34 protein-coding genes are annotated in these 27,000 nt (G+C 38.2%); 23 read left to right on the forward strand and 11 right to left on the reverse strand.

All coding sequences use genetic code 11. The annotated features are described in order from the left end of the window. Positions 1-3 precede the first annotated feature (3 nt). On the forward strand, positions 4-861 hold the full coding sequence (locus NKMY2_RS03015; RefSeq protein ID WP_042684386.1) for an HpcH/HpaI aldolase/citrate lyase family protein: 858 nt from the start codon (positions 4-6) through the stop codon (positions 859-861). A 2-nt stretch (positions 862-863) separates the two neighbouring features. On the opposite strand, the gene NKMY2_RS03020 is transcribed toward NKMY2_RS03015, so the two are convergent. Continuing rightward, positions 864-1,193 carry a pyrimidine dimer DNA glycosylase/endonuclease V gene (locus NKMY2_RS03020; protein ID WP_042684389.1) on the reverse strand — a complete coding sequence of 110 codons (330 nt, stop codon included), beginning with the start codon at positions 1,191-1,193 and terminating at the stop codon, positions 864-866. A 221-nt stretch (positions 1,194-1,414) separates the two neighbouring features. Here NKMY2_RS03020 and NKMY2_RS03025 point away from each other — a divergent pair, with 221 nt between their 5' ends. After that, entirely contained in the window at positions 1,415-3,529 is a 2,115-nt protein-coding gene (locus NKMY2_RS03025) for a methyl-accepting chemotaxis protein (protein WP_042684392.1), read from the forward strand. Between the two features lie 9 nt (positions 3,530-3,538). Here the strand turns inward: NKMY2_RS03025 and NKMY2_RS03030 are convergent, their stop codons facing one another. Together NKMY2_RS03030 and NKMY2_RS03035 are read right to left on the reverse strand one after the other, a co-directional pair. Further along, the gene (locus NKMY2_RS03030; protein WP_238549755.1) at positions 3,539-4,414 is read right to left on the reverse strand and encodes a proline dehydrogenase family protein; all 876 of its coding nucleotides are present in this window, start codon (positions 4,412-4,414) and stop codon (positions 3,539-3,541) included. 52 nt (positions 4,415-4,466) lie between these two features. Next, entirely contained in the window at positions 4,467-5,069 is a 603-nt protein-coding gene (locus NKMY2_RS03035; RefSeq protein ID WP_042684397.1) for a nitroreductase family protein, read from the reverse strand. An 81-nt stretch (positions 5,070-5,150) separates the two neighbouring features. Between NKMY2_RS03035 and NKMY2_RS03040 the strand changes: the two genes are divergently transcribed. The 6 genes from NKMY2_RS03040 to NKMY2_RS03065 all read left to right on the forward strand — a co-directional run bounded on the left by NKMY2_RS03040 (position 5,151) and on the right by NKMY2_RS03065 (position 9,467). Further along, positions 5,151-5,735 carry a riboflavin synthase gene (locus NKMY2_RS03040; protein WP_042684399.1) on the forward strand — a complete coding sequence of 195 codons (585 nt, stop codon included), beginning with the start codon at positions 5,151-5,153 and terminating at the stop codon, positions 5,733-5,735. A gap of 79 nt (positions 5,736-5,814) precedes the next feature. After that, positions 5,815-6,489, forward strand: a complete 675-nt coding sequence (gene ribB / locus NKMY2_RS03045) for a 3,4-dihydroxy-2-butanone-4-phosphate synthase (protein ID WP_042684401.1) — start codon at positions 5,815-5,817, stop codon at positions 6,487-6,489. Continuing rightward, positions 6,490-6,903 carry a 6,7-dimethyl-8-ribityllumazine synthase gene (gene ribH / locus NKMY2_RS03050; protein WP_042684402.1) on the forward strand — a complete coding sequence of 138 codons (414 nt, stop codon included), beginning with the start codon at positions 6,490-6,492 and terminating at the stop codon, positions 6,901-6,903. Continuing rightward, the gene (locus tag NKMY2_RS03055) at positions 6,900-7,655 is read left to right on the forward strand and encodes a GTP cyclohydrolase IIa (RefSeq protein WP_042684406.1); all 756 of its coding nucleotides are present in this window, start codon (positions 6,900-6,902) and stop codon (positions 7,653-7,655) included. Before ribH ends, NKMY2_RS03055 begins: the two co-directional genes overlap by 4 nt. After that, positions 7,646-8,827 (forward strand): amidohydrolase family protein, encoded by a 1,182-nt coding sequence (locus tag NKMY2_RS03060; protein ID WP_042684409.1) that lies wholly within the window; start codon positions 7,646-7,648, stop codon positions 8,825-8,827. Before NKMY2_RS03055 ends, NKMY2_RS03060 begins: the two co-directional genes overlap by 10 nt. Next, positions 8,814-9,467, forward strand: a complete 654-nt coding sequence (locus tag NKMY2_RS03065; RefSeq protein WP_042684412.1) for a 2,5-diamino-6-(ribosylamino)-4(3H)-pyrimidinone 5'-phosphate reductase — start codon at positions 8,814-8,816, stop codon at positions 9,465-9,467. The genes NKMY2_RS03060 and NKMY2_RS03065 overlap by 14 nt, the downstream gene beginning before the upstream one ends. On the opposite strand, the gene NKMY2_RS03070 is transcribed toward NKMY2_RS03065, so the two are convergent. From NKMY2_RS03070 to NKMY2_RS03085, 4 genes are read right to left on the reverse strand one after another with little or no spacing between them, the layout of a single operon-like run. Further along, a complete protein-coding gene (locus NKMY2_RS03070) occupies positions 9,458-9,973 on the reverse strand; it encodes a transcription factor (RefSeq protein ID WP_042684415.1) in 516 nt (171 codons plus the stop codon). The two genes, NKMY2_RS03065 and NKMY2_RS03070, sit on opposite strands and share 10 nt — an antisense overlap. Before the next feature lie 30 nt (positions 9,974-10,003). Then, positions 10,004-10,531, reverse strand: coding sequence for a tRNA (cytidine(56)-2'-O)-methyltransferase (locus NKMY2_RS03075; RefSeq protein ID WP_042684417.1), 528 nt, complete (start codon positions 10,529-10,531; stop codon positions 10,004-10,006). Continuing rightward, entirely contained in the window at positions 10,521-11,645 is a 1,125-nt protein-coding gene (gene hflX / locus NKMY2_RS03080; protein WP_052347479.1) for a GTPase HflX, read from the reverse strand. Before hflX ends, NKMY2_RS03075 begins: the two co-directional genes overlap by 11 nt. A gap of 13 nt (positions 11,646-11,658) precedes the next feature. Further along, positions 11,659-12,708, reverse strand: a complete 1,050-nt coding sequence (locus NKMY2_RS03085; RefSeq protein WP_042684419.1) for a phosphate uptake regulator PhoU — start codon at positions 12,706-12,708, stop codon at positions 11,659-11,661. Between the two features lie 121 nt (positions 12,709-12,829). On the opposite strand from NKMY2_RS03085, the gene NKMY2_RS10615 reads away from it, so the two are divergent. The 8 genes from NKMY2_RS10615 (at position 12,830) to NKMY2_RS03125 (ending at position 18,805) form a co-directional block, all read left to right on the forward strand. Continuing rightward, on the forward strand, positions 12,830-14,524 hold the full coding sequence (locus tag NKMY2_RS10615) for a sensor histidine kinase (RefSeq protein WP_052347480.1): 1,695 nt from the start codon (positions 12,830-12,832) through the stop codon (positions 14,522-14,524). Between the two features lie 37 nt (positions 14,525-14,561). Beyond that, positions 14,562-15,035: a PUA domain-containing protein gene (locus NKMY2_RS03095; protein WP_042684738.1), complete on the forward strand. Its 474-nt coding sequence runs from the start codon at positions 14,562-14,564 to the stop codon at positions 15,033-15,035. Next, entirely contained in the window at positions 15,035-15,376 is a 342-nt protein-coding gene (locus NKMY2_RS03100; protein ID WP_420887345.1) for a nascent polypeptide-associated complex protein, read from the forward strand. Before NKMY2_RS03095 ends, NKMY2_RS03100 begins: the two co-directional genes overlap by 1 nt. Before the next feature lie 37 nt (positions 15,377-15,413). Further along, positions 15,414-15,764: a hypothetical protein gene (locus NKMY2_RS03105; RefSeq protein WP_042684424.1), complete on the forward strand. Its 351-nt coding sequence runs from the start codon at positions 15,414-15,416 to the stop codon at positions 15,762-15,764. Between the two features lie 23 nt (positions 15,765-15,787). Then, the gene (locus NKMY2_RS03110; protein ID WP_238549756.1) at positions 15,788-16,450 is read left to right on the forward strand and encodes a RuvC family protein; all 663 of its coding nucleotides are present in this window, start codon (positions 15,788-15,790) and stop codon (positions 16,448-16,450) included. A gap of 235 nt (positions 16,451-16,685) precedes the next feature. Continuing rightward, the gene (locus NKMY2_RS03115; protein ID WP_042684425.1) at positions 16,686-17,126 is read left to right on the forward strand and encodes a hypothetical protein; all 441 of its coding nucleotides are present in this window, start codon (positions 16,686-16,688) and stop codon (positions 17,124-17,126) included. 18 nt (positions 17,127-17,144) lie between these two features. Next, complete coding sequence (locus tag NKMY2_RS03120; RefSeq protein ID WP_042684428.1) at positions 17,145-17,480, forward strand: hypothetical protein; 336 nt, start codon at positions 17,145-17,147, stop codon at positions 17,478-17,480. Beyond that, entirely contained in the window at positions 17,477-18,805 is a 1,329-nt protein-coding gene (locus NKMY2_RS03125) for a UbiD family decarboxylase (RefSeq protein ID WP_042684430.1), read from the forward strand. The genes NKMY2_RS03120 and NKMY2_RS03125 overlap by 4 nt, the downstream gene beginning before the upstream one ends. 17 nt (positions 18,806-18,822) lie before the next feature. Here the strand turns inward: NKMY2_RS03125 and NKMY2_RS03130 are convergent, their stop codons facing one another. Continuing rightward, entirely contained in the window at positions 18,823-19,185 is a 363-nt protein-coding gene (locus tag NKMY2_RS03130; RefSeq protein ID WP_042684433.1) for a hypothetical protein, read from the reverse strand. Between the two features lie 348 nt (positions 19,186-19,533). On the opposite strand from NKMY2_RS03130, the gene NKMY2_RS03135 reads away from it, so the two are divergent. After that, positions 19,534-19,911, forward strand: coding sequence for a DUF6659 family protein (locus NKMY2_RS03135; RefSeq protein ID WP_042684436.1), 378 nt, complete (start codon positions 19,534-19,536; stop codon positions 19,909-19,911). Here the strand turns inward: NKMY2_RS03135 and NKMY2_RS03140 are convergent. Next, positions 19,908-21,206 (reverse strand): APC family permease, encoded by a 1,299-nt coding sequence (locus NKMY2_RS03140; RefSeq protein ID WP_042684438.1) that lies wholly within the window; start codon positions 21,204-21,206, stop codon positions 19,908-19,910. The two genes, NKMY2_RS03135 and NKMY2_RS03140, sit on opposite strands and share 4 nt — an antisense overlap. A gap of 260 nt (positions 21,207-21,466) precedes the next feature. Here NKMY2_RS03140 and NKMY2_RS03145 point away from each other — a divergent pair, with 260 nt between their 5' ends. Further along, positions 21,467-21,931: a hypothetical protein gene (locus NKMY2_RS03145; RefSeq protein WP_042684440.1), complete on the forward strand. Its 465-nt coding sequence runs from the start codon at positions 21,467-21,469 to the stop codon at positions 21,929-21,931. Between the two features lie 22 nt (positions 21,932-21,953). Continuing rightward, positions 21,954-22,874, forward strand: coding sequence for a malate dehydrogenase (locus tag NKMY2_RS03150; RefSeq protein ID WP_042684442.1), 921 nt, complete (start codon positions 21,954-21,956; stop codon positions 22,872-22,874). Here the strand turns inward: NKMY2_RS03150 and NKMY2_RS03155 are convergent. Then, positions 22,871-23,689 carry an ATP cone domain-containing protein gene (locus NKMY2_RS03155; protein ID WP_052347481.1) on the reverse strand — a complete coding sequence of 273 codons (819 nt, stop codon included), beginning with the start codon at positions 23,687-23,689 and terminating at the stop codon, positions 22,871-22,873. The genes NKMY2_RS03150 and NKMY2_RS03155 overlap by 4 nt on opposite strands. 165 nt (positions 23,690-23,854) lie before the next feature. On the opposite strand from NKMY2_RS03155, the gene NKMY2_RS03160 reads away from it, so the two are divergent. Both NKMY2_RS03160 and NKMY2_RS03165 read left to right on the forward strand, forming a co-directional pair. Continuing rightward, positions 23,855-24,280, forward strand: coding sequence for a hypothetical protein (locus NKMY2_RS03160; protein WP_076613380.1), 426 nt, complete (start codon positions 23,855-23,857; stop codon positions 24,278-24,280). Between the two features lie 74 nt (positions 24,281-24,354). Continuing rightward, complete coding sequence (locus tag NKMY2_RS03165) at positions 24,355-25,044, forward strand: VIT1/CCC1 transporter family protein (protein WP_238549757.1); 690 nt, start codon at positions 24,355-24,357, stop codon at positions 25,042-25,044. Here NKMY2_RS03165 and NKMY2_RS03170 read toward each other — a convergent pair whose 3' ends face one another. Further along, positions 25,045-25,521 (reverse strand): CBS domain-containing protein, encoded by a 477-nt coding sequence (locus NKMY2_RS03170; protein WP_042684447.1) that lies wholly within the window; start codon positions 25,519-25,521, stop codon positions 25,045-25,047. It abuts the gene before it with no gap. Between the two features lie 114 nt (positions 25,522-25,635). Here NKMY2_RS03170 and NKMY2_RS03175 point away from each other — a divergent pair, with 114 nt between their 5' ends. Together NKMY2_RS03175 and NKMY2_RS03180 are read left to right on the forward strand one after the other, a co-directional pair. Further along, the gene (locus NKMY2_RS03175) at positions 25,636-26,064 is read left to right on the forward strand and encodes a universal stress protein (protein ID WP_042684752.1); all 429 of its coding nucleotides are present in this window, start codon (positions 25,636-25,638) and stop codon (positions 26,062-26,064) included. Between the two features lie 68 nt (positions 26,065-26,132). Next, complete coding sequence (locus tag NKMY2_RS03180) at positions 26,133-26,999, forward strand: CBS domain-containing protein (protein WP_042684450.1); 867 nt, start codon at positions 26,133-26,135, stop codon at positions 26,997-26,999. Position 27,000 lies beyond the last annotated feature (1 nt).

Consider the following 27,000-nt stretch of genomic DNA (forward strand, 5'->3'; position numbering starts at 1 on the left):
TTTATGACAAGGCTTTTTCGCAGCCTTTTATTTGTGCCGGGAAACAACTCTCGTTTTTTAGAAAAGGCAAAAACCATTCAGGCAGATATCGTGTGCTTTGATCTTGAGGATTCTATTCCGGATTCTGAAAAAGTAAACGCCCGTAATCTAATAAAAGAGTCGCTAAAGTCACGCTTGCAATACACGCCAGACATCTATGTCAGAACGAACTCGCCTATCTCTGGAAAAATTCCAGACGATCTTGAACAAATTATACAAAAGGGAATTGACGGAGTAGTGATACCCAAAGTAAACAATTCAAAAGAGCTACTAAAGATCGAAAAAATGATTACAAGTCTTGAAAAAAAGCGGAAACTAGGACCCGTCTCCCTTATACCGTCAATAGAGTCTGCGCAGGGAGTCGTAAATGCATATGATATCGCGTCTTGCAGCAAAAGAATCCTCGCAGTAGTCTTTGGCGTATTTGATCTGCTAAATGACATGGGAATAGAATACACAAAACAGCCAGAAGGCGCAAAATACGCAAGGGCCAAAGTCCCGCTTGATGCAAAGGCAGCAGGAGTGCACGCAATTGACGCGATATGGCAGGACCTAAAGGATGAAAATGGGCTCAGAGAAGACTGTGTAATTGGAAAAAGCCTCGGCTATGTTGGAAAAAGCATCATACACCCTGATCAAATACCGATCACTCATGAGGCATTTCTTCCAAACAAATCAGAAGTCGAATGGGCCCGCAAAGTTTGTGACACCTATTTAGAATCAACAAAAAATGGAAGGGGCGCCACAGTAGTTGACGGAAAAATGATTGACGAGGTTCACTACAAACGCGCAAAGGCCTTGCTTGATTTGGCAAAAAACTAATTTCATACAGCACAGTTGCAGTTTTTTGATCTTAGTATGGTGATTTGCTGCTTAGTTGAATGAACAAACTTTGTCTGTTTTTTGATTCCAACTGCGTGTTTTTTGTCAAGCGGACTGTTATGGTTGTAGCCGCGATTTTTCATTTCCTTGACTAGTTTCTCATGTCGTGTATACAAGGCAGGCAATTTGCCTACCCAGCGTAGAGTTTCAGGATGAAAAGAATAACCGGTTTTGTCCTCAGTAAGGATCGCCCATATTGCGTGTAGTTCCCTGTGTTCCCCTAGCAAATGATTTCTACAGAGCATTTGTGGAGATACGTCCCAAATCCGCACGCGGCTCTATTTCCTAGATGTGATCGTATCTTTCATTATTTTGAAAAATTACACAACCGTATTTAATGAAAATTCCATAAGTGTTGGTGTTGGCACTAGAGTGGCATCAGATCAATTAATTTTGATATTCTAAAATGGCAATAGGCGATTTGGTATGATGATATGAGATGATCAAATCAAACAAACATCGACCTAAATTCACCAATTAAATTTGATACTTGTTGAAGAATATACTTGCTGGATCACTTAATTCAAAATTAATCTGCCTATTTCTTGTCGTTGCGATGGTTCCGATGGCGGCAATATCGCTAATAAGTTTCAACGCGTCACAAAACTCGTTACAGGAAAGGGCATACAGCCAACTACTCACACTGGCTAACGACAGGGCTACATCAATTGAACTGCTAAACAGTTTTAGAATTCAACAATTAGAACAGACAGCACAAATACCTGAAGTAATCAATCAACTAAAACAAGTCACTGAAAAAAGCCCAAGCAAACAAGTCTCAAATGAGTCTAGTCTAGAGCAAATTTTTAGCAGCATACAAGAGTCAACTGGCGGCGAAGACGGCTATCATGATTTTAAGATCGTATCTACCAGCGGCAATGTTCTTTATGCGCAGGATAATTCTCTAATGGGTACAGATTACTCTGGAGAGAAGATCTTTCAAAAGGGCTTGGAAGGACCATACCGCGAATACATCTTAGATGAAGGAAAAAGAGCCGCAGTTGCAGCCGTTCCTGTATATGATGCACAAACAAAAGCAAAACTTGGGGTATTAATCGCGCAGACTGGAGTTCCAGCCCTTGACAAAGTCTTGCTGGATAGGGATGGATTGGGTGAAACAGGAGAAACATACCTTGTTAGCTTTGATAGAGTAATGATCAGCCCATCTAGGTTTAACCAGGGATACGAATTTAATCAAAAAGCAGATACTCTTCCAGTAAAGGAATGCATTGAAAACGGAAAAGACATCTCTGCATCCATATATCCTGATTATAGAGGCGTTCCAATTTTCGGTGCATCCAGATGTGAGCCGGATCTTGGCTTCGTCGTCATTGCGGAATTTGATGTTGCAGAAATTATTGCACCGATAGTTGCCTTACAAAATATGTATATCGTTACTGGCGCAATCATAGCTGGTATTGTTGGAACATTTGCGTTCTTTATGTCAAGATCGATTTCTAGACCAATAAAATCTGCAGCAAATATTGCCAAAAAAATAAGCGAAGGAAATCTATCTGTAATTGTACAAGAATCAAAATCAAAAGACGAAATAGGCATTCTAGTAAATTCGGAAAAACAAATGGTTGAAAACCTAAGAAAGGTCATAAGCGAAGTACAAGGTGCATCCGAATCAGTGTCCTCAAACGCTCAACAAATGTCGGCATCTGGTGCGGAATTAAATTCAGCCGTACAACAAATTGCAACTACTGTAGATCAAATATCAAGGGGTTCTCAGACGCAAGCACAACGCATTGAAAAATCAAAACAATCTGTCGAGCAACTGGCAGACACTATTACGAGTCTATCCCAAAGTGCCCAAGAATCAGTACAAATTACAAACGACGTGGGAACCCTGTCTGAAAAGGGCGCAATATCTGCAAAAGAAGCAGGAGAGCACATGAATAAGATAATTCAGGTTACTAACAAATCTGCACAAAAAGTCAGAGAATTGGCAGAAAAAACCAACGAAATCACTGCGGTTCTAGATGTGATCAGACAAATAGCTGATCAAACGAATCTTTTGGCGCTAAATGCCGCAATAGAGGCAGCACGCGCAGGCGAAGCAGGTAGGGGGTTTGCAGTCGTTGCAGATGAGGTTAGGCGTCTTGCAGAGAACTCTGCCAAGTCGTCAGAAGAAATCGATAAAAAGCTAAAGGAAATCCAGGAAAACGCCCAAATCGTAGTGGGAGACATTGAGGCAAGCTCAAACGAGGTTAATCAAGGAAAGTTAGTAATTGATTCTTCACTAAAGTCACTTGATGAAATCGCAGTAAATATCAAGAACGTGTCAAAAAGCGTAACACTGCTATCAGAATCTGCGCAAGATCAGCTTGTAAAAGTAAAGGCAGTATCAGAAGATGCAACCGAGATTTCGGCAGTATCGGAAGAAAATGCCGCCGCAACAGAAGAGGCTTCTGCCGCAGTAGAAGAACAAACTGCTCAAACGCAGGAAATATCAACAGCAGCAACCAGAATGGCGGAGCTCGCAGAACAGCTTACACAAACGATTTCACAGTTCAGGTTAGACGGTGATACAAATCAATTACAAACATCCGAAGTAAAAGAGCCCCTCAAAATTAGTTTAATTGCCAAGATAATGAAAAGATAATTTCAAATCTCAGGCGTGTTTATGTGATTGTATGAACGAGCTCCCAAGCAATAGTATGTTCCTTTTTCGTTCCTTTAGCCTGCGAATAGAGTACGGAAGCCAGTTTGTTCCATAGGGAACGTATTCAGAAACATTAAATCCGTTTTTTACAAGCTTTGGTTTTAATTCGTCCCTTATTCCGCGCAACATCTGAAACTCGAATTTTCGCTCATATTTTTTTGATAAACTCACAGCATTTTCAATCATTACGGAATCGTGGGTGGCTATGCCAAATTCATTTGAATCTCTGAAAAGTAACTTCATCAATTTTAGGTAGTTCTGATTGATTCTGTCTCTTGATTTGTATGCAGTCTTTGAATTCTCTCGGTATGCCCCCTTTACTAGGCGTATCTTTGCCCCCATTGTCATCAAATCTACTAGGTCATTTTCTGTGCGCATGAGATTTGCCTGCAGTGCCATCCCCAGCCTTTCATATTTTGAAAACAAATTTTGGTAGATTTCTATCGTCTCATCCGTGTGGTCTGACGACTCCATATCGATCCAGACAAATGTCTGTGAAGATGTTGCATTTTTAATTAGGATCTCAAAGTTTTGAAGACATTCCCTGATACTTCGTGAAAGACCAATCTGTGTTGGTTTGACAGATATGCCTCCATTTACTTTCCATTTCTTAAATGAAGACATGATCGTTTTGTACTCATCAATGGTCTTCTCAATGATTTGCTTTGACGTGTGATATTCGCCTAGCCTGTTAATTATTACTCCCATGCCGTTTTTGTATGATACCTGTGCGGCAGACAGCGCGTCATCTATGTTGTTTCCAGCAATCCATTGCTTTGCAAATCCAAAGAGAACCTTTTCCATTATCTGCGTACTTGATACCAATACTCATGAACCGATCGTCATATGTAAAAATTTTAAGAAGATGATTATCTGGTCAAAAACGATTCGTAACTACAACATCGCTTAAGGGCAGCTGCCCTCCGCGTGGTTGGGCCTCTTTTACCGCCTTTCCAACCGTTATCATCATGCAAATGATGTAATCTTTTGGCAAATTGATGAGACTGCCGACCTCTTTTGGGTCAAACCCAATCATCGGACACGAATCGTAGCCCATGGACTTTGAGGCAAGCATTATGGTTTGAGCGGCGATTCCGCATGAGCGTATTGCCTCGTCACGCATAAGCTGTTCTTGGCCGCTATATGACTTGAGAATTGCCGGAACAATGTAATCCTGAACCTCCTTTGGAGCGTTTTTCCAGTACCTTTCAGGGTTTTTTTCCCACGCTTTTAGATCTGCACATAAAATGAGAAGCATTGAGGCATCGGTTACCTGGGCTTGATTCCACGATACCACGCGAATCTTTTTGCGCAACTCTTTATCGACAACATGAACAAATCTCCAATTTTGAATATTGTATGAGGTTGGGGACAACATCGCAAGCGAAAGAATCCTGTTAATCTCTTCAGGTGTCATTTGATGCTGAGGATCAAAATATTTTATGGCACGCCGTTTTTCAATTGCGTCAAATGTGTCCATATAGTTCAGCTCTTAATCCAGCTTTTAAGTATTGATTCAATTGAAAAAATCAATTTATAGCCATACTGATCATAACAATCATTGTTTACGGGGATTGTCGAAGGCATTGGCAAAGTAATCAAGATAGAAAAAAAGACCGACAACAGGAGTGCCGTAAAAATGACAGTTGATCTTGGTAAGCATGCCAGGGGGCTTAAGATAGGCCAAAGTGTCGCATTAAACGGAGTATGTCTTACAGTTACGGGAATTTCAAACTCAAAATGCAATTTTGAGATGATAGAGGAGACTACGAAAAAAACCGATCTTGGAAATTTAAAAGAGGGCGGAGTAATCAACATTGAGCGAAGCTTAAAAGTTGGAGATAGAATGGAAGGGCACTTTGTTCTTGGTCATGTAGATGGCGTGGGAATAATAAAGAAAATTGAAAGAAAGCCTAAAGAGATCAAAATATGGTTTGAGATACCAAGAAACCTGGCAAAATTTGTTGTGCAAAAGGGATCAATTGCAGTTGACGGAATAAGTCTGACCGTAGTTGATGTACGAAAGAATCTTGCGTCAGTTTGCTTGATACCACACACAGTTGATGTGACGAATTTTCATACAAGAAAGATTGGCGATAAGGTTAATATTGAAACTGACATTCTTGGCAAATATATTCTAAAATAGGAATAAACTGCTACCAGTATGATGGTAATTACCAAAATCTTAGTAAACTTTATAATTATACCATAGACGAGTTTTAGTTATGACACTAGATGAGGCAATAACCTCGCTTAAGCGAGGCGAATTTGTGCTGCTTTATGATTCCGGTAAACGGGAAAACGAAGTCGACATGGTAGTCGCAGCCCAATTTGTCACACCAGAACACATATCCCGAATGCGTCAACATGGGGGTGGGCTCATTTGCATTGCACTAAAGGACTCTTTTGCGCAATCTCTTAATTTACAATACATGCATAACATACTGTTCCATTCAACTGATATGGACTCTGATTCAAAACAGATGATCATGGGCACTGCGCCATATGGTGATCATCCGACATTTTCAATATCCGTTAACCACAGGCAGACATACACTGGAATTACCGATGGTGATAGAGCGCTCACGATAAAAGAAATGGCGAATCTTTACAACTCAAACAACGCAAAAAGTGATTTTATATCGTCGTTTGCAACACCAGGACATGTGCCGCTATTGCTAGCATCAAGGGGATTGCTTGAAACCAGACAAGGTCATACCGAAATGTCAGTCTATCTGGCAGAACTTGCAAAACTAACTCCTGTCACTGCAATATGTGAGATGATGGACTCACAAACATATTCTGCATTGTCAGTAGAAAAAGCAATGAAGTTTGCAAAAGAAAATGCCATTCCATTTATCGATGGGAAAGAATTATTAGAATTCTCAAAGGTGCACTAGTTGAACATTGCAATAGTTACTGCGGAGTTTAATGAGGAGATAACGTCAAGAATGCTTGACGTGGCACTGGAAAAGGCAAAATTTCTGAAATTACAGGTCAAGTATTCTTGCAAGGTTCCAGGTGCATACGATATGCCGATAATTGTAAATTCTCTTCTCCAGAAAAAAGACGTTGATGGCGTAGTTACTCTGGGTGCCATAATAAAGGGTCAAACAAAACACGATGAAGTAATAGCAACTGCAACTGCAAAATCGCTTACCGAACTTTCATTGAAATATCAAAAGCCAGTATCTCTTGGAATTTCAGGCCCAGGTATGCAGGAACGACACGCCCACGCACGAATAAGGCCTGTAGCAGAGCGGGCAGTAGAGGCTGTTTTAAAGATATCAAAAGAACTGGAGAAAATCCAATGATTCAGCTTACCATAATCAAAATAACCGAATATGGGCCATGGACACTAACCCTTGGAAGCGACAGGGAGCATGAACTGCAAATGCTTCAGGCCAATCTTTACGGGCAAATCCAAAAGATGTTTTCCGAAAAAAATTCACTCGTGTTTTCAAATCGATTTGACGAGTTCTTTGCAGTCACAAACGGCCTCACACTTGAGGATCATATAGAATTTCAGAAAAAATTAGAAAAACTATCGTCCCTAAAACTATCAATGTCAATTGGATATGCTAATACCCCATTTGATGCAAACATCAAGGCATACGAGGGCAAAAAAACACCTGTTATTTTGAACAAAGAGCATAACATCTATGGATTTATTGATGGTAAATCTGATCAAAAAGTCACAATAATGCACTTTGATGTAGAAGATCTGACCTCAAGACGCAAGATAAAGTCGCCATATGAAATTTCCTCAATTATTTTTAATCTGTATGCAAAAATGTCCCAGTTCTTTTTGGAAAGAAAATCCATGACCTTCTTCATGGGGGGAGACAACTTTATGGTGGTGTCTGCAGATAACTCTAAGGAAAATGCAAAAGAGTTTTTAGATTTGGCAAAAGAAGAATTTGACATAACGCTAAACTGTGGAATTGGAACTGCTAGAACAGTAAGGGAGGCGGTAAAACTTGCAACAAAATCCCTTGACACCATACGGGAGATCAGAAAATCTGGAAAAGAAAAGCCAGAAATCTATGAACTGTCATGCATTTAAAAAATCTCAGTATCCTGTTTGGCAAAGATCTAAAATACATCCACTCTACAAATCTGCAAATAAAAGATCAGTTTTTTGGAAAAATCAGCAATATGCCGCAAAATAAAAAATCAATAGACTGTGAAGGCTTGTTACTTATCCCGGGCTTTGTTAATTCTCATACCCATATTGGGGATTCAATAGCAAAAGATGTCGCCACAAGCGGTACTGTAGACGACAAAATTCATCCAATTATGGGCATAAAACCGCGAATTCTACGAAAATCGGATCCTGAACACCTCGTTAGCTTTATGAAAAATTCGTGTCTTTCCATGATAAGAAAGGGAATAACCACATTTGTCGACTTTAGGGAAAGCGAGCTTGCTGGAATCCTCTTGTTAAAAAGGGCAATATCACAAGTCCCAATCAGAGCCATAATTTTGGGTAGAATCGAATATTATCAAGATCAAAATCAAGTCCAAAAAAACACACCACTTCCAATTTTACAAAGAAAGAACCTCTTGACAATTCTTCGATCCTGCGATGGGCTTGGCGTCAGCGGACCAAACGAAAATAGTAATTCCGTATTACAATATCTATCCAAAACAAAGAAAATTAGGGCAATTCATTCTGCTGAAACAATAGAAAGCTCAAAAAAATCTATAAAAATTACCAGAAAGTCTGAAACCTCTCGTGCATTATTGCTGAAGCCCCATTTTCTTGTCCACATGACGTACGCCAAACAAAATGATCTGCGTGATGCAGCAAAAAGGACGAGAGGAATTGTCATATGTCCACGGGCAAATGCGTCACTTGCAGAAGGAATTCCAGATTTTTCCCTGATGGAAAAAAATGGATGCAGAGTCGCAATTGGGACTGACAATGTCATGATAAACTCTCCTGATATGTTCCGAGAAATGGACTATCTTTGGAAGGTAACGATGGGAACTCACAAAAAAAGAGTTGATCCAAAAGAAATACTCAAAATGGCAACCGTAAATGGGGGGATCTTACTTGGGAAAAAAATCGGCTCAATTGAACCAAAATACTTGGCAGACGGAATATTCATCGACAAGCACTCCCTTGATCTAGAGCCAATGCACAATCCATATGCCTCAATAGTTCACCGGGCATCGGAATCAACAATCAGGGCAGTAATGATTGGGGGGAGAATCGTACATGGTAAATTCTAGGCCGCGCGTAATTTTAAGTGCCGCAGTATCCATTGACGGCAAAATAGCCACAAAAAATAAGGATTCTGCGCTTTCTTCAAAACAGGACAAAATACGATTTCATAGGCTGCGTGCAAAAGTGGATGCTATACTAGTTGGAATCAATACTGTAAAAATTGATGATCCTCTTCTGACTGTACGACATGCGAGGGGGAAAAACCCAATACGAATAATTCTTGATTCATCTGGTAGAATATCTCCAAAATCAAAAATCATCAAGACCTGTCATGCAGTACCAACAATCATAGTAGTTTCAAAAAAAGCACCAAAGAAAAATCTTGCAAGACTAGGGAAACATCCACTAAAGATAATCATATCTGGTCAAAACAAAATTAATACCAGAAAACTACTACAAATTCTCCAAAAACAAAATATCAAGAGTATACTGCTTGAAGGTGGAGGCACCCTGAACTGGGAATTTATCCATAAAGGATTAATTGACGAATTAATCGTTACAATCACTCCTTATGTTGTAGGTGGAAAGGACGCTACGACGCTAGTTGAAGGAAATGGCTTTTCTACAATAGCAAATTCCACAAAACTAAAACTGCAAAACATAATCAGACAACAAAATGAAATCGTACTGCACTACTATATCTGACGTCTCATGTCATTTCTAATGTCTGTAATCTTTGACTCTAGGGATTTTTTTAACTTGTCATTTTTCCTTAGGTTGACAACGCTACCGCATCTTGGACATTTGAAAAACATTTCAAGCGCTGTTTCAAATGTGATTCTTTGGCAATCCTCGTTTCCACAGTGATAAAATTGTGAAGAATTCTCATAATCTAGTCTTTGCTGTAATCGCTCTGAAATCTTTTTTTTCTGATTTTCAATAAAGTTTTCAACCTCGTCTTTTCTTGAGCGCCACCTGTAAACAAACCAGCCCTTTCTTTCGTCCTTGACCCTGATTCCGGTAATGAGTGCTTTGCCAAAGAGGTCGTAAAGCACCTTTCTTACCATGTTTATTCTGAGACCAGTTGAGCTTGCAATTTCCTCATCAGTTGCATCCTCTGCCTTCAAGAGCGCTCGCGCAACTTTGAGATATTCATCTCCTCCTATCATCGCAGAAATTCTTACAAATGGGTCTTCGTAGGATTCAACCAATAAGTGCAATTCCCCTTAGTCTATAATTAATCAATCGTTTTTGGCAATCACTGTTTTGCCCTTTTCGGTTGGCACTATTTTCAATCTTGCATCATCGTATTTTATATCAAATTGTTTCCCATCTTGAATCCTGTCCAAAACTATGGCGAGCGCACTTATCTCAGAATGTGGTTGGTTGCCTACTGCCACATTGTAATCTGCCTGCTCGTAGACTTCACGTGGAACTTTTTCCGCTCCGACAACTATCAATACTCTGTCTTCTTTTTTGATCTTGTCTTGAATTTGGTTTATGTTCTCACCGTACATTGTAAGATGGATGATCTTGACAGAGTTTTTTTTCTTTGATTTGAGTAATTTTCTCCAATCGTCAATGAATTCTATTTGAAAATCACTACCCCACGATTTGTTTACCTTATCTAATGTGTCCTTGATTTCTGGATTCACCTCATTCATGAATATCTTTGAAGCGCCAAAGCCCCTTGCTACCAATGCTACATGGGTAGTCACTCTGTCGTCTCGTACCAGTCTTTGACCTATTCTTAACACTTCAATCTTCATAGAATTTGGCATAGTCTGGTTTTTTTGGAATTTCCTTTACATATGGTTTTGTTTCGGTTAGCATCTTGCTTATTAGCTCTAATATTTTTGGGACATTTTCCTTTGTTACCGACGAAATTGGAATCCATTTCTTGTTCTCTCCAAGGCCCAAGTATTCTGCTTTTTTGATAATTTCTTCTGGGCTGACTAGGTCACATTTGTTTAGTGCGTAAATTATCTTGTCTTGATCTACGTCTAATTCTGCCAGAGTTTTAAGGGAACTACGGAATTTTTTACTCAATTCTAGCAATGTATTGCTCACGTCTATTACGACAATTACTACTTCTGCATATTTGAGCTCCTCAAGCGTTGATTTGAAGGCTTCAACCATATATGCTGGTAATTTGCTGATGAATCCTACCGTATCTGAAATAAGAATCGGATTTTTATTAATCAGAATTTTCCTCGTGGTAGTTGAAAGAGTCGTAAAGAGTTCAGGGCTTTCCTCCTTGGTTTCGCCAGTCAATAAGTTAAACAGGGTAGTCTTTCCGGCAGACGTGTATCCGGCAAGCGAGATTGTTTTTAGGCCTACTCTTCTTCTTGCCTCTCTGTGCAATGCCCGCTGTTTTCCTGACTTTGCAAGCTTTGTTCTGACGCTTTTCATTCTGTTTTGAATGTCATTCTGATATGCGTCTGCTTCAAACATTCCAATTCCCATGAATCCTGGCTGCTCGCCCATCTTGGCCAATCTGATTTTTTCTTTTGCACGTGACATCTCATATCTGAGCTGTGCCAATTTTATCTGAAGATGCGACTCATGACTGGCCGATCTTCTCTCAAAAATTTCTAAAATTAGTGACTCTCTGTCTACGATGTTCATCTTTAGAGTTGAGGCAAGATTGTAATTCTGACTCGGTTTTAGGATCTCGTCATAAATTATCACGTCTGGCTTTATTTTGTTGGCAAGCTCCTTGATTTCTGCAACCTTTCCTTCCCCAATGCCAAATTTATTCCTGTTAAGAAATTTCTGCTTGATTGTTTTTTCTACCTTGTATCCAGCTGCTTCACAAAGGCCTAATGCCTCTCTTATCGAGTTTTCATTATCATATGTAATTAAAATTGCAGTTAGTGTCATAGTGGCAAAAATTTTACAGTTTGGGCCTTTTTAGCAGTTTTTCTATATTCATGTTAAGTACGATTTCCGCAATATCGCTTGCGTATTCTGCAATTCTGATTATGTTTTCCGACATTCTCCTTATCCTATATGCTTCCTCTTCATCCTTTATTGATTTTATTAATTCTAGCATCTTCTTTTCATATTTTGACGCATCTGATGCTCTTTTGATTGCAAGCTCTGCCAGATTAAAGTCCTCCTTGAATAATGCAAGACATGCTTGGTCCAAAACGGATACTGCAAAGTCATTTAGATCCTCGATTTTTTCCATTATGTTATTTTTGATTGGTCTTTTGAATTCTAAAAGATCCTTTGTTATCAAAACTGCATGATCCCCAGTTCTCTCAATGTTTTTTACAATTAATCTGTAGCCAAGACACTGTCTTGCATTGGTAAACCCCATGTCTTTTAACATGTATTCATTTTGAATTGCAATTTTTAGCTGGCGTATGATGTAAAAGCCAAACCGATCTACCTCATCATCGCTGTCAATTACCTCTTTTGCGAGCTCGATATTTCCCTCTTTTACTGCAAGCAATGCATCTCTGAGCATTGATTTTGCCAGGTGAAGCATTCTTTTGAATGCACCATCTACTGACAGCTCCAAAAGATTCACAAGAACTTGAATTGTTATTCCGTCAACAGAATCTGAAATAATTTCAGCACCCATTAGCATTCCTTTGACTGCTGATTTGATCGCGTTTCTTTGTCCTGGTTGAAGCCTATCTGTTTTCGGTTTTATTTGAATTGTTTTATATCCAAGAAAATACAACGAGACAAGCTTACGTATTATGGCAGAATTTTCATCGTCTCTTGCAATCTCCAAAACAGCCTCTTCTGTTTGTATGGTCTTTGTTTGGTCTTTTGCAGGAAGTATCTTGAGGCCTGATTTTCCTTGCCGCGTAATGGTGATTTGGTCTCCTTGTTTTAGGCCCAATTCTGTAATCCATTGCTTTGGCAAAGATACTATGTAAGATGACTTTCCGGTAAACTGTAAGCGTCGGGTCTCCTCTCGTTCCTGCATGAGTAAATATGTAACACGATCTATATAGATTTATAATAATCATATATGATTATTAAAAAATTAATAGAATCAAATCTGACGTTTTGCGTTAGATAATAAACACGTTCATACAAATTTACATGTGATAAAGTCAATTAGGATTCCAGACGCGCTCATAATTATAGCAGTAATTGTATCATTTTCCATAATGCTGTATTCCTATGAGGAAGCAGAACAAAATCTTAAAGAAATTCTTTTGCAAAACCAAATCGAGCTCCAGTATGGCGCCAACAAAGCAATAAAAATGAGCATAGAGTCTGATCTGAACTCATTAACTCACGAGTTACGTAACATTGCGCAATATTATTACATTGATGATTATCTCACAAATGGGCAGTCTGAAGCGATCATATTTCAAAAATTCGAAGAGATCAACAAAATCACTCCAACTAAAACGTTCTTTAAGACTGATAAAGAATTTAAAATAATTTACAACATTAATGGAGAGAGAAACTCCCCAATTGGCCTAGATCTTTCTAACCAACCATATGTGCAAGAAATCAAGCAAACAATGAAGCCTTCTTTTTCGTCAGACGATGTGGGTTTAGATGGAAGTTTTCAAATAACTTTGGCATATCCAGTTGTTGATAAAAATAATGATCTACAAGGGATAATAGGAATTATGTTTGATCCGTCTCAATTTTTCAACAAACACGGAAACATATTTGATATCAATTCTGAATACTTGGTAATAATAGATAACGATGCGCAATTTATTGTTGCGCCAAAGAATCCCATGATTGATGTAGTAGGAAAAAAATTCTATGATGCCGACGTACAACAATTTCTGCAAAATGATCCAAACACGATTAAACTTTTTGAAGATATGATAAATGGAAATGCCGCTAAATATTCCATCACTAAAACAGAATTGGGAGAAACACTGTCCACTGGAATTCCTATCAAAATTGACGAAAAAACCGAATATTTTGCCTTAATCGTGACTCACACCGAATCATTATATTCTGATGCAGAATCGACACTTCAAACAAATAGGCTTGTCTTGATCAGCTTTGCAGCCGCCTTGGTTGTGAGTATTGTCTTGTTTGCGTTCAGTAGAGACAAACTTTTCAAAAAGGAAGCGGAAATTATTCAAATTAAAAAAGATCTGGAAATTGCAGAATACAAATCAAAATCGGACAAACTTGCAGCAGTAGGTGAGCTTGCAGCAAGAATAGCACACGACCTAAGGAATCCACTCTCTGTGATTAGGGCAACATCAGAAATACTGCAAATGCAAAGCAAGAACCTCACTGAAAAGGAAAAAGAAACATTTGAGAAGCAAAAAAGTGCCATTGACAGAATGTCTCATCAAATTGCCGAAGTACTGGATTTTGTAAGGAGTAATCCGGTAACAAAACAGCCAATAGAGTTTTCAAAAATGATCAATAATGTCCTTAATAGTATACTGGTTCCAAAACGTGTTAAGATTATCAAGCCGGACAAGGATTTTGTTTTAAGATGTGATCCTTCACAAATAGAAGCCGTACTTGTCAATCTACTCAGAAACGCAATTGATGCAGTTGAAAATGATGGCATTATATCTATAAAATTGTCTGAAGATCAGAATTTCCATATCGTTTCCATTGAAGACACTGGTCATGGAATACCAGAAAAGAATTTGCAAAAAATTTTTGAACCGTTATTTACAACAAAACAAAAAGGAACTGGTCTTGGGCTTGCAAGCTGTAAAAATATTATAGAACAGCACGGTGGCACAATAATTGCAGAAAACAATCCCACTACTTTTACTATGAAGCTTCCAAAAAATAATTAGTTACACGTATTAATATTGCAAATTGTCTGCAATTAACATGGATCAAGTTTTGAAGCTGAAACACACCATTGACGCATTATTTGGGAATGGAGTTTCAAAATACCTGCCAAAAGAAATCGAAATTACATTTTCTAAAAAGACTGGAAGAATTAAAGAGGTCTATCACAATGCCCGATTATTATGTACGCTAAGAATCGATGGAGGTCTGGCAATAACTCCGTATTTTGCGCAGATGTTGATAAAAAGTAAGAAATTTCATCAAAACTGCATCGAAATAGATGAAGACTCAAAACCTTTTGTGCAAGATGGCAAGTCTGTTTTCTGCAAACATGTTGTTTTGGCTGGAAAAAATATTATGATAGGCGCAGATGTTCCAGTACTTTACAAAGACAAAGTAATTGCAGTCGGGCGCGCAGTCGTAAACTCCGAAATGATGATGACTTTGAAAAGAGGGGTTGCGATCAAAGTCCGCGATAGTTTAAAATCTGGTTTGGAGGAAAAGACATCATGATGCGAGGGGGCGGTAACCGTGAAATGAGAAGAATGATGGACAAAATGGGCCTGGATATGAAAGAACTTTCAAATGTCCAAGAGGTAATCATAAAAACAGACAAAAAAGAGATCATAATCTCCAAGCCTTCCGTTACCGAAATGAAGGCCAAGGATAACTCTATTTTTCAAGTTATAGCAACAAGTTATGAGGAAAAAGAACTGGAAGTTCCAATATTCTCAGAAGAAGACATCATGCTAGTGTGTCAGCAGGCAAACGTTTCGCCGGAGGCTGCAACAAATGCACTAGTTGAGACAAAAGGCGATCTTGCAAGGGCAATCCTACTTTTGAGCACAAAATGAATAATTTAATTAACGGGTTTAGAGGGTTTTTAGCTATATGAAGGAAGCCGCACAAGCCACAGTTGCAGATTCTAAAGTAAGCAAGATAATCAAGTCATTATCTGAGCTTGAGAATCACATCGATTCCTTAAACGAAAAAGTAGCAGATATCAAAAAAACGCTAGCTTCCAAGACTCAAACTGAACTTGAATCACTAAAAACCCAGGTAACTCAAATGGCAATTAAGGAGGCTGAATCCATAATCTCAGAAACCAAAGCAAAGGCAGAACAACAATCAAAAAAGATTGCTGCCGAAGGAGAAGCAAAATTGGCCAAGCTCAAAGCCACAGTCGAATCCAAATCTAATGAGGCGGTAGACAGCGTAGTTTCAACGATTCTAAAGCCATAAAACCTTAAATCCAAAAGATCATCTTGTATAGCATCAGCGCATTAGAACACTGTCGTATTGGCGTTGCCACCACCTATGGCAAACCCTACTTTCAATTTGTCAAAACACTCAAAATTTTAAATGTAAAATATGATTCTCTTCTCCCAGGCGAGATTGAAAGCTATTCTGGAAATCTCATACTCACAACGGCAGAGGAATCGCCAAAATTTGCAAATCAGCCAATACTATATGAGGAAATCCTAAAGGAAGATCCTACTGTAATCCAGGGAATAATAATTGAAATGCTAGATTCTGGACTAAATGATAATGAGCTTTTAATTGGCATTGATCCTGGACAACGAATAGGCCTTTCAGTTCTGTATTTTGGCAAAGAAATTGAAAGGGGACTGTATAATTCGCCGGAGGATCTCGCAAACCACGTTGCCAAAATTCTTGGCGGACTAAGGGCTGAACGAAAAATAATCAAAATAGGAAACGGTAACATGCAGGTCACAAAACAAATTACAACTCTCCTTAACCTTAGATTCTGCTCTCACTTTGAGCTGGAATTAGTAGATGAGCGCAAAACCACGAAAAAAATCAAAAACTACAACAAGCGCGGTGAGCGTGATATGATGTCTGCAAAATTCATCACACAAAGAGAGGGTTACAGACGTTTTGTCTTACCGCTTTCAAGGACTGGCTGATTTTTTACTAAATTAATTCCAAAAACGTAAAAAATTCACGCCTAAATCGGCTAAATACCATGCGTAAAAAAAACGTTAGATATTTATATAACTTGACGATTTTTTGTCAAATTGATCAAGCTAATTGCCAAGATCAACTATAATTTTTATACAATTTATATAAAAATTATGTAAAAAATATGGATCCATCCTTAAATATTTACGATTCCTATATCATATTACAAGTGAATACGATATGACATGTAAAGGAATCTGCTCTAGATACAAGGCACAAAAGCCAGTAGGAACTGGACGTTATGCTTCAGGACAGAGACGATGTCAAATTTGTGAAATCTTCATCAAATGGGAAGGCCTTTGGTGCCCATGCTGCGGTTATAGATTGAGAACAAAACCACGAAATCTCAAATACAAAGCCAAGCTACGTGCCAGAGTAGAAGCCGAAGCCCAAGAGGCAATAGCAGTACAACCAAACGTTGAGGCGGCAGAAGAAGTAACAGCAACAAAAGTAAAAAGAACAAGAAAAGCCAAAACTGCAACCAAAGTCAAAGCTGAGACTAAGCAAGCAATACAGCCAGACACTGAGGTAACAGCAACAAAAGTAAAAAGAACAAGAAAAGCCAAAGCCGCAATCGAAGTTGAAACTGGTGCCAAAGAAGCGATATCAATAAAGGCATAATCTCTATTCAAGAAAGTAATGTCAAGTTCTGACTACAGTAAGATAACTGTAGAAACAGAAAATCGGAAATTCGATGTCAAAATTGAAAAGTACGACAACGGTTTTTTTATTTCTATAACTGAAGGTGTCAATAAGCTTGGCGCAATGATGATATCCGTGGGGATAGGTCCGTCGCCTAGCACATCAACAATAATTCCTGCAAGAACCGACGCACTTTTCCTAAAACTGATCTCTCAAAAACTGGCATCCTATGTAAAAGGTGTATGCATTGTCTCATTATTCACACAGAAGGAGCTTGGAGCAAACGTAGGTAAAGTTCTAATTGAGAAAATTACTGAGGCAATTCGAGAATGACTGATATCCGCACTTTCATTGAGAAAATAAAAAAAGCGGGACAGTTATCTACTATAAAAAAGAGCGTTTCTACTAAATATGAAATTGCGGCAGTTACGGCAAAGGTGGATGGAGCAAACGCAGTCCTCTTTGAAAACATCAAAGAAAGCAAACTGCGTCTTGTTGCAAACTTGGTTGGCACAAGAGAGCGATTTGCAAGCGCCATATCTGCAACGGAATCAACAATTCACAGTAAAGTGATATCTGCAATAGAGAATGCAAAAAAACCAAAAATTATTCTAGATGGTAAATTCTTAGAAAACTCTTCAAAGGATCTGTCGATTCTTCCAATAGTGACTCATTTTGAAAAGGAGTCAGGGCCGTTTATCACATCATCAATAATTTACACGTCAAATCAGGAAAAAAAGGCACAAAACTCATCATTTCACAGACTGATGCCGTTAGATAAGACTCATCTCTCCATACGAATGGTGGAGGGAAGACACCTTCATAGAACATTTGTACATGCAAAGGAACGCGGTGAGGACCTCAAAGTAGCAATAACTGTCGGAGTTCATCCAGCCGTATCAATTGCCGGCGCATATCAGGCTGAATGGGGAGAAGACGAACTGGAGATAGCAAACTCACTTTTGGCAGGAAAGCTCACACTCACAAAGCTGCCATACTCTGGCATGAAAGTGCCGTCTGGCGCAGAAATCGTTTTGGAAGGAAAAATACTGCAGGACAAAACCCACAAAGAATGGATGGTTGAGATGCTTCGAACATATGATTTTGCAAGAGAGCAACCTGTCTTTGAGCTTGAAAAGATATACTATAGGAATAATGCAATTTTCCATGATGTTCTGGCAGGATATTCAGAACACAGACTACTAATGGGAATGCCAATTGAGGCAAAGCTTAACCGCGATGTCAAAAAGACAATTCCACAAACAAAACAGGTGGTGATGACAAACGGCGGATGTAATTGGCTGCATGCGGTAGTGCAAATTTCAAAAAAGAAAGATGTTGATGCGAAAAAAGCAATCGAAAAGACATTTGCTGCTCATCGCTCACTTAAGATGGTAACAATAGTGGACGATGACATCGATCCGTCTGATCCAGTTCAGGTAGAATATGCGATGGCAACAAGATTCCAGGCTGATAAGGATCTTACAATAATTGAAAAGGTGAGAGGCTCAAGCCTTGATCCGTCTAGTGATCAAAAGAACCTGCTTACCACAAAGCTTGGAATTGATGCAACTCGACCTCTGTCAAAACGACCAGAAGGATTTGAAATAGCAAAGATCCCACGAGAAAATAAAATCTCACTCAAAGACTATTTGTAACGCTTTTGGACAAATTTTCAAAGTTGAATATTCAAGCTTTGAATTTTTTTAATAATCTCATCATGATTTGCCTCCACATCTAATGAGAAAATAAGTAGTCCGTCATCTAGGAAAAGCGTTACCAATTTTACGTATTCTTTGGCAGTTATCATCCAATTTGTCTTGCCTAGCGGTCCGTCGAACATTTCCTCCATGTTTGCCTTGACTGATGCATAATAATGCGCCAAATTTCCTAGTTCCGCATCAAGAAGCGGTTTCTTGCCTTGGTGTCTTGCAAATGCGATCAGCTTTCTATCTTTGATCCTCCCAACAAATCGTATTGAATCGTCTATTGCTAGGACTTCATTACATGCTACAAGCGGATTAATCTGTTTACTCATAGGGATTGCTCCAGAAAATGTTCTAATTTAATATTATCGTATGCCTTTCCAAGCGGGTTTTTACTTACTTTTTAAAAGCCTTTTGAAAATCAAGAAATCTAGTGACGCTTTTACCATCTGTCACTGGAAACAATTTCTTTAATAATTTTGAATATTGTTTTATTGATTTTTAATTAAACCGAATTCTTTTTTCATTGTAGCAAAGATTACCTGATTGTCACCAGTAAGTATGATTGCATGAGAAGTGATAACCAATGTTACGATCCGATCATTCGTTTTCTTGTAACGTGGTAAATCACTGATAATTTCTACGCGTCTTTTATTAGTAAATTTACAAAAATTGATTCAATGAAAGCAAAATACGCACTAGAACAGTCAGCCCTTGAGCAAAAATGCGATACACTGCTCAAAGAAAATGAAATTCGCTTCGTGGGACTGATCAATTCCATGGGACGACTTGTGGCAGGCGGATTCAAGTCTTGTATAGACTCTCCAGAAGACGAAGCAGAACGACAAAAAATGTACATGGAGCTCGTTTTGAGGGTTTCAATGAGAAAAGATTTTGATTATTGTCTTGGTGAAGTCAAATATTCTGCATCGCGGAGGGAAAAAGCAGTTATGATGAGCTTTCCAATTGATTCGTTTGTGATGCTGATTTCGGCCGAACCAAATGTCGATATTGACAAAACAGCCGGCAAAATAATCAAAACAATTGAGCTAAACTAGTTTTTCAAATTAGATTTTTTTGATAAACGGTTATACAAAAAGTAAAACAGCATACCTGACACAATAACGCCAATTCCCATCGATATGACATATAGATTTAGCTGAATTAATCCTAAAATTGGCGTGACGATTCCAAGCGCTGCAAGAACTGGAAATTTTTTTACGTTTAACGGTGATTTGAATGGTCTTTCATAACCTGGCTCTTTGTAGCGCAGCCAAATCAGCGATGAATTCACTAAAATGAAAACCATGATTATTGTAAATACTGAGATATTTGCAATTGTTATGATGTCCCCTGCAAACACAAATACTATTGACAAAAACCCGATGACTATTACTGCAAGCCATGGCGTATTTCGTTGTCTGTGTACAACACCAAAAATTGCAGGAAGTGCACTATCTTTCGATATGCCGTAAAGAATTCTTGATCCTGATACTAGCATGATGAGGACAGTGTTTGTAGTCGCAAATAACGCAATAAATGAAAGAATAATTTGTGCCTGTGGACCTAGCGCTTTTTTTACGACGTCTGCAAGCGGAGCAATAGAAGAATCTAACTCTTGCCAACTAAGAACACGAATTGTAGATACTGAAACCAAAACATAGACTATCGCAGTAATTGATATTGAAAGAATGATTGCCCTTGGGAGCACCTTTTTTGGATTACGTATCTCTTCTGCAATATTTGCAATATTTTCAAATCCAATATATGCAAAAAACACTAATGTGAATGCAGAAAATATGCCGTCTAAACCATGAGGTGTATCAAAATAATCAATCTGCGCATTACCAAATAACGCAAATCCAATCCAGATGACAAGTGTAAGGCCTGCCGCTTCTATTATGGTAAAAATCACGTTCATCGAAGATGATTCTCTTATTCCAAAAAAATTAACAAATGATAACACGATAATTATCAATATTGCTGAAATCAAAACTGGTGCGCCAAACAAGTCTGCAAAATATCCACCAAAACCCAATGCAATAGTTGATGCTGAAATTATTGCAACAAATAACGTGAGCCAGCCAACGATAAATGCCACAAAATTATTTTTAAATGCGTTTTTTACAAAAGAATATTCCGCAGCAGCTTTTGGATACATTGAGGAAAGCTCCGCATAGCTTAACCCTGTAAACACTGCAGCCAGTGCAGCCAAAACGAACGAAATCCATAACGAGTTTCCAGCCATTCCAGCTGCGTCTCCAATGAGTGCATAAATTCCAGCGCCAAGTATGAGACCTACCCCATACATCGTGGTCTGAAAAAGGCCAAGATGCCGCTTAAGCTCTGCCATGGTTTTTTGCTGTTTGATAATTATTTTATCTCTTTAATGAGATTCAAAGATGATAACTGGATTCATGCCTAATTTTCAGGACTGATAATCATAATTTTCGTTAAATACTGATAATATGATAATATGGCTAAATTGGAAGGAGTGGCCTGATTCTGTTTCCCCCAACTAATCCTTGACACTCTCTTCCAGTTTTTAATAACATGGTTTCAATTATGAAAATTGTATTCTCTATACATATAGAATAAAGCAAAATTTTGTCTATGAATGGTGATAAGAAATTTCTAATTTTTGGGCTGGTTGGGGGCTTTGTTGCACTTGCGGCAATTTTTGGCTATGCGAGCATGGGGTACGTAAGACCGTTTAACATCTTTTGGCCGGAGGAAGTAAGGCAGACACTAGAATTTCGAAATGTAGGTGGAGAAACGGTGGTGGTAGGAACAGTTGGAAACGCTGGTACAAACCCAGACCTGATCATGAGGACTGGCGACTTTTCCTACATCATTACGGTAAAAAACAAAGACACAATTCCGCATCAGTTGTATGTGGACGGCGTTGACATTAAAACAAAGTTACTATTGCCAGAAGAAGAGGACAAAATAATCATTCGCAGTAAAAATGACGCCATGTTTAACTATTATGATATATCTGATGGAAAAAAGTTTCTTGGAACAATTCAAGTAGTCCACGTAATTCCAATTGATAGGCTAGAAGCAAATAACAAGTAGCTGGAATATTCATAGGGAATATATGATTTCAATAATTGGTGCTGGAAAAGTGGGTTCTGCGGCTGCTTTCCTTTGCGGATCTTTTTCACTAGATGACATTGTTCTGATTAATCGAGATGAAAAAAAGGCAATTGGTGAAGCATTCGATATTACAAATGCAATTCCCGCATCTTCATCAATATCAATTACTGGAACCAGTGATTATTCCAAAATAAAAGATTCCAAAGTGATTGTAATTACTGCAAGTAGTGGTATACACCTACAAAGCAGAAGTGAGATAATGTATGATCAGGCAAAAATGATTCAGAAAATAGCCTCAAATATTGTAAAATATGCACCAGACTCAAAAATTCTAATGATTACAAACCCTGTGGACGTCCTCACTTATGTAGTACAAAAAGAGACCTCATTTTCACCAAAAAACGTAATCGGCGTTGCCTCGAGTCTTGACTCTGGCAGATTTAGGTATCTCCTAGCGCAAGAATTTGGAGCAAACCAATCTGAAATTCAAAATGCAATGGTAATGGGTGAACATGACGATACGATGGTTCCAATATTTTCACAAGCAAAATACAATGGAAAACCTGTAACTAATTTTTTAGACGATGCGCAAATATTGAAAATTACTCTGGCTGTTAGAAACTATTGGAAATATCTACGAGACTATAAAGGGCACTCAGCTTTTGGTATTGCAAAGAATACGTTTGACATAATCAAGAGTATAATCAAAGATGAAACACTAGATGTTCCTGCATCCGTTTTACTCGATGGGCAGTATGGATTGTATGATGTTTGTATCGGAATTCCTCTTACGATCAGCAAAAATGGTGTGGATAAAACCCACCAAATTGAAATTACGCAAAACGAAAAAGAATCTTTATCCAAATCGGCTTACACTGTAAAAAACAACATCATAAAAGTATTGGATTTTCTGAAAAACTAGGTTATGATCTGATTTACCAGTTTTTGTAAAGATAAAATCCTCCTTATTGGAATCTTTGTCTTGTGTGCAAATTCTCCAATGTCGATATCTAGCAGATCTTTTGCAATCATTATTTTATTTTGAAAAAACGATTCCAATTCTCTTCCAGTTGGGCTTAATATCGTAATGGGGTACAGCTTTTTGTCCTCAATCATCCTTTCCAATCCAGCATCTTGGGGATATCTCCATGACAATATTTTTTGGCCTACACAATTTGCATATTTTATCACGTCAGACGATACTTTGGTATTGCAGACAAGCATTTCATTGTCAAATTTGTCGGCAAGGTCCAAAAATCGTGCATGCGTGTACAATGATTCTTTTAGCCCTGTGTATTTTCCGGGTAAATTATGATATTTACACTCAACGAGCCATTTTCTTTTATCTCGATCCGATTCCACTGTAAGATCCACCTCATGTGTGATGCATCTGCCCTGAACCTCCGAACTTATTGATCTTACAGTATACCCATATTTTTCAAGAATCTGCCCAACGAAAGTCTCAAATGAAAATCCTGCAGGACCCATCATCATTATTGATTCTTTTAGGCGGTATCTTTGCTTGATGGCTGGGCTTTCCGTTTGCAAGAGAAGATTGAGTACCATGCTGTAGATCTGCTTTGTGGTCATTCCGTGATGTATTTGGTGATGGACTTGCCTAGCTATTTTTTTAGCTGATCTTGGGTTTGCGCCTGCCCTAATACATGTAGATTCTACTTTTCTGACATCGAATGTTGCCTTTTCCCCATTTGCTTTTATTATTATGATTTTTTTCAAAGGCCTTACTCATTCCAAAAATCTAATTTTTATGTCTGACATGAAATAAAATACGATAAAGTGTATTTATTAAATTTAGACAAATCCCATCTCTGAGAATCTTATTTTGTTTTCAATTCTGAAAATCGTCTCGTCTTGTATATACTGCAAATTGTGATCGCACGCATGGTAAATCAATATGTTTGGGTTGGTATTGCAATCGGCGTATTCATTGCAGGCCTGGGCATCGGTTCTGCGATAAATCAGTACTTCATCACTCCTAACATGATGGCGCAAAATATGCAACAAATGATGCAAAATCCATCACAAAGGCAACAAATGATGAATCAGTGGATGCAAGATCCACAGGTTATGACTGATTTGATGAATACAATGATGTCAAATCCACAAGTAATGCAACAAATGCATCAAATGATGATGGACAATCCAGAACACACCAAGCAAATGCATCAAATGATGATGGACAATCCAGAACACACCAAGCAAATGCATCAAATGATGATGGACAATCCAGAACACATGAAACAGATGATGAAAATGATGAAAAACATGACTGGTGTGATGGATCCAATGATGCATGGTAGCCAATAATAACGAAATCTCGCTTTTTTATTTTCAAACCTGATTTTTTCAAACCATTTTTAATCTTCCAACTTCAACTTGAAATGATGAAGTGGCACTTGGAGGATTTTGTTTACGGTTCCATAGATGGCTCTGTAACAACTTTTGCTATAGTTGCAGGAGCGATTGGTGCGTCATTATCGCCAATGGTTATACTTATTCTTGGGTTTGCCAATCTATTTGCAGATGGATTTTCAATGGCAATTGGAAATTATCAGGCGTCAAAAGCTAGAATAGAATTCATTCAGAAAGAAAGGAAAAGGGAAGAATGGGAAATTGATAACATGGCCGAATCTGAAAAACAGGAAATACGTGACATTTATGCGAAAAAAGGATTCACAAGTGATCTTTTGGATGAAATTGTCAGAGTCATCACTGCAAGAAAAAAAGTTTGGATAGACACGATGATGAAAGAAGAACTTGGTCTAATCGAAGATGGTAGAAAGCCAACTGATACCGCACTAAGTACCTTTTTTGGATTTAATATGATTGGACTAATTCCACTAATCCCGTTTATTTTTCTTTATACTACCGGCTTATCAGTTTCTGTTTCTGATAGCTTTTTGTATTCTGTTGTTTTTACATGCGGTGCATTTTTCCTAATTGGAATAATCAAAGGAAAAATTGTTAAAAGATCACTCTTCCGTTCTGGTCTGACTACCCTAATGGTTGGAGGAATTGCCGCAACTGTTGCCTATGCAGTTGGTTATTTGTTGAGTTATTTTATCAAATGATTAATAATTTGCCACTGCTTCTTCGCTGTCATCATCAAATATTTTGGAAAGTGCCCTGTAGTACATCTTTCTCATATCTTCTTTATTACAGACAGTAAACAGCTTGACAATGTCAGTTGCAGTGACAATTCCCAATAATTGATCTCCATCTATTACCGGAAGCTTGCGCACTTTTCTGGAATACATCAGGTCTGCAGCGACCCAAGCTTCGTCATCTGGGCCTATGTGGATAAGTGGAGATGACATCACCTGCCTCACTTTTGTCTGTATTGGGTATGCGTGAGCAGCAATCTTTATTGCGAAATCTCTATCTGTCATGATTCCAAGGGGAGTATTTTTTTCCATTATTAGAACAGCACCAACACCGGCCTTTTCCATCGTCTTTGCAGCTTCATTTACTGTAACTGAGGAATCTACTGAAATTATGGCCCTTGTCATTATGTCCTTTACAAGAATTATTTGAGGTGTCTGTGCCATTGATTGAATAATAAATATTTGATATATGAGTAATATGCGAATTATCAACGCTGAAAATCAATTTAGATAATCAATGCGTGTTTTTAATCTTGGACAAAATAACTAATCTTGATCTTGGTAAACTCTAAAATCAAAAGAATCCTAGTTGCGCTTGACGGTTCAAAAGGATCCTCTGGAGCATTGGATGAAGCAATTTATCTTGCTAGAGAGTGTCAGGCAACGCTTTTTGGCATATATGTAATTCCTCTGTTTTCGGTTAATTACAGAAAACCGTCATCTAGTTTAGCAAAGATGTTTTTGGAAAATGGGCATAAAGTTCTAGAAGAAGCAAAAATAAGATCTGCACGAAATGGAATCTTATTTTATGGAAAAATTGTAAATGGAAACGAGGGATACAAAATCATATCCTATGCAAAAGGAAACAAAATAGACATGATAGTGTTAGGATCACGGGGAAACAGTAATGTCAAAGAGCTCTTTCTTGGAAGTGTATCACATTACGTGGCTCACAAATCATCGATCCCGGTTCTTGTTGTAAAATAACAGATAATGATTCTCAAGCATGATATTCTTGTCTGCTGTATTTAATCCTCAAAAATTAATACCGTAATGTGCTCATAAAGAATCCTGGTTTACGCAGTACCCTGATAAAAAAAGCTATAACCATCACACCGCAAACCGGCATACTTGATGCAATCGAGGTAATCCAAAAGTACAGAATTGGAAGACTGGTGGTTATAGACAGGACAAGAAAGCCCATTGGAATTATAACTGAGAAAGATATGCTCAAAGCACTATATCCGCTAGATAGCAAGCCAATCGGTTCAATTCGAGTAGGGGATTTAATGTCAAAAAACCTGATCACTGTAACAAAAAAAGACTCTGTGTATCGATGTGCAAAAATAATGAAAGACAATAACATAAGCTCAGTAATCGTATTGCATGATGATGGCAATCTTGATGGGATTTTAACAAAGACTGATCTAGTTTTTAATTTTCTAAATCAAGAATCCACTCCACTTAAGATATCGAAAATTATGACAACAAAAGTTGTTACTGTTTCGCAAAAAGATTCTTTATTCTTAGTTGAAAGCATGTTGATAAACAACAAAATTTCAAGAGTCGTAGTTGTACAAAATCAAAAACCTATAGGAATTATTACCTATAGGGATTTTATTCCAGCAAGAATACCAAATAGACTTGGGACATATACGGATCCAAATGAGCTAAGGGATATGTGGTACAACCCACATCCAAATCAATTCAACATAAATCAACTAAGTTATGTCTTGACATTCAAAGCAGAGGATATCATGACCAAGAATCCAGTAACAATAGAGGACTCTGACGATGTTTCCATGGCTGCCCTTGTTATGTATAGGTACGGCATAAGTGGAATTCCTGTAGTGAAACAATCCAAACTGGTGGGAATCGTTACAAAATCTGATATTGTATTTGCGTTAGCAGAAGAAGCTTGAC

The sequence above is a fragment of the Candidatus Nitrosotenuis chungbukensis genome (assembly GCF_000685395.1).
Taxonomy (GTDB): Archaea; Thermoproteota; Nitrososphaeria; order Nitrososphaerales; family Nitrosopumilaceae; genus Nitrosotenuis; species Nitrosotenuis chungbukensis.

What these genes read in the sequence shown, in the direction of transcription:
- NKMY2_RS03015 (WP_042684386.1), top strand. Translation starts at nt 4, where the DNA reads ATGACAAGGCTTTTTCGCAGCCTTTTATTTGTGCCGGGAAACAACTCT.
- NKMY2_RS03035 (WP_042684397.1), bottom strand. Translation starts at nt 5,069, where the DNA reads ATGGACACATTTGACGCAATTGAAAAACGGCGTGCCATAAAATATTTT.
- ribB (WP_042684401.1), top strand. Translation starts at nt 5,815, where the DNA reads ATGACACTAGATGAGGCAATAACCTCGCTTAAGCGAGGCGAATTTGTG.
- NKMY2_RS03055 (WP_042684406.1), top strand. Translation starts at nt 6,900, where the DNA reads ATGATTCAGCTTACCATAATCAAAATAACCGAATATGGGCCATGGACA.
- NKMY2_RS03060 (WP_042684409.1), top strand. Translation starts at nt 7,646, where the DNA reads ATGCATTTAAAAAATCTCAGTATCCTGTTTGGCAAAGATCTAAAATAC.
- NKMY2_RS03065 (WP_042684412.1), top strand. Translation starts at nt 8,814, where the DNA reads ATGGTAAATTCTAGGCCGCGCGTAATTTTAAGTGCCGCAGTATCCATT.
- NKMY2_RS03075 (WP_042684417.1), bottom strand. Translation starts at nt 10,531, where the DNA reads ATGAAGATTGAAGTGTTAAGAATAGGTCAAAGACTGGTACGAGACGAC.
- hflX (WP_052347479.1), bottom strand. Translation starts at nt 11,645, where the DNA reads ATGACACTAACTGCAATTTTAATTACATATGATAATGAAAACTCGATA.
- NKMY2_RS03085 (WP_042684419.1), bottom strand. Translation starts at nt 12,708, where the DNA reads ATGCAGGAACGAGAGGAGACCCGACGCTTACAGTTTACCGGAAAGTCA.
- NKMY2_RS03095 (WP_042684738.1), top strand. Translation starts at nt 14,562, where the DNA reads ATGGATCAAGTTTTGAAGCTGAAACACACCATTGACGCATTATTTGGG.
- NKMY2_RS03100 (WP_420887345.1), top strand. Translation starts at nt 15,035, where the DNA reads ATGCGAGGGGGCGGTAACCGTGAAATGAGAAGAATGATGGACAAAATG.
- NKMY2_RS03105 (WP_042684424.1), top strand. Translation starts at nt 15,414, where the DNA reads ATGAAGGAAGCCGCACAAGCCACAGTTGCAGATTCTAAAGTAAGCAAG.
- NKMY2_RS03115 (WP_042684425.1), top strand. Translation starts at nt 16,686, where the DNA reads ATGACATGTAAAGGAATCTGCTCTAGATACAAGGCACAAAAGCCAGTA.
- NKMY2_RS03120 (WP_042684428.1), top strand. Translation starts at nt 17,145, where the DNA reads ATGTCAAGTTCTGACTACAGTAAGATAACTGTAGAAACAGAAAATCGG.
- NKMY2_RS03125 (WP_042684430.1), top strand. Translation starts at nt 17,477, where the DNA reads ATGACTGATATCCGCACTTTCATTGAGAAAATAAAAAAAGCGGGACAG.
- NKMY2_RS03130 (WP_042684433.1), bottom strand. Translation starts at nt 19,185, where the DNA reads ATGAGTAAACAGATTAATCCGCTTGTAGCATGTAATGAAGTCCTAGCA.
- NKMY2_RS03135 (WP_042684436.1), top strand. Translation starts at nt 19,534, where the DNA reads ATGAAAGCAAAATACGCACTAGAACAGTCAGCCCTTGAGCAAAAATGC.
- NKMY2_RS03140 (WP_042684438.1), bottom strand. Translation starts at nt 21,206, where the DNA reads ATGGCAGAGCTTAAGCGGCATCTTGGCCTTTTTCAGACCACGATGTAT.
- NKMY2_RS03145 (WP_042684440.1), top strand. Translation starts at nt 21,467, where the DNA reads ATGAATGGTGATAAGAAATTTCTAATTTTTGGGCTGGTTGGGGGCTTT.
- NKMY2_RS03150 (WP_042684442.1), top strand. Translation starts at nt 21,954, where the DNA reads ATGATTTCAATAATTGGTGCTGGAAAAGTGGGTTCTGCGGCTGCTTTC.
- NKMY2_RS03160 (WP_076613380.1), top strand. Translation starts at nt 23,855, where the DNA reads ATGGTAAATCAATATGTTTGGGTTGGTATTGCAATCGGCGTATTCATT.
- NKMY2_RS03165 (WP_238549757.1), top strand. Translation starts at nt 24,355, where the DNA reads ATGATGAAGTGGCACTTGGAGGATTTTGTTTACGGTTCCATAGATGGC.
- NKMY2_RS03170 (WP_042684447.1), bottom strand. Translation starts at nt 25,521, where the DNA reads ATGGCACAGACACCTCAAATAATTCTTGTAAAGGACATAATGACAAGG.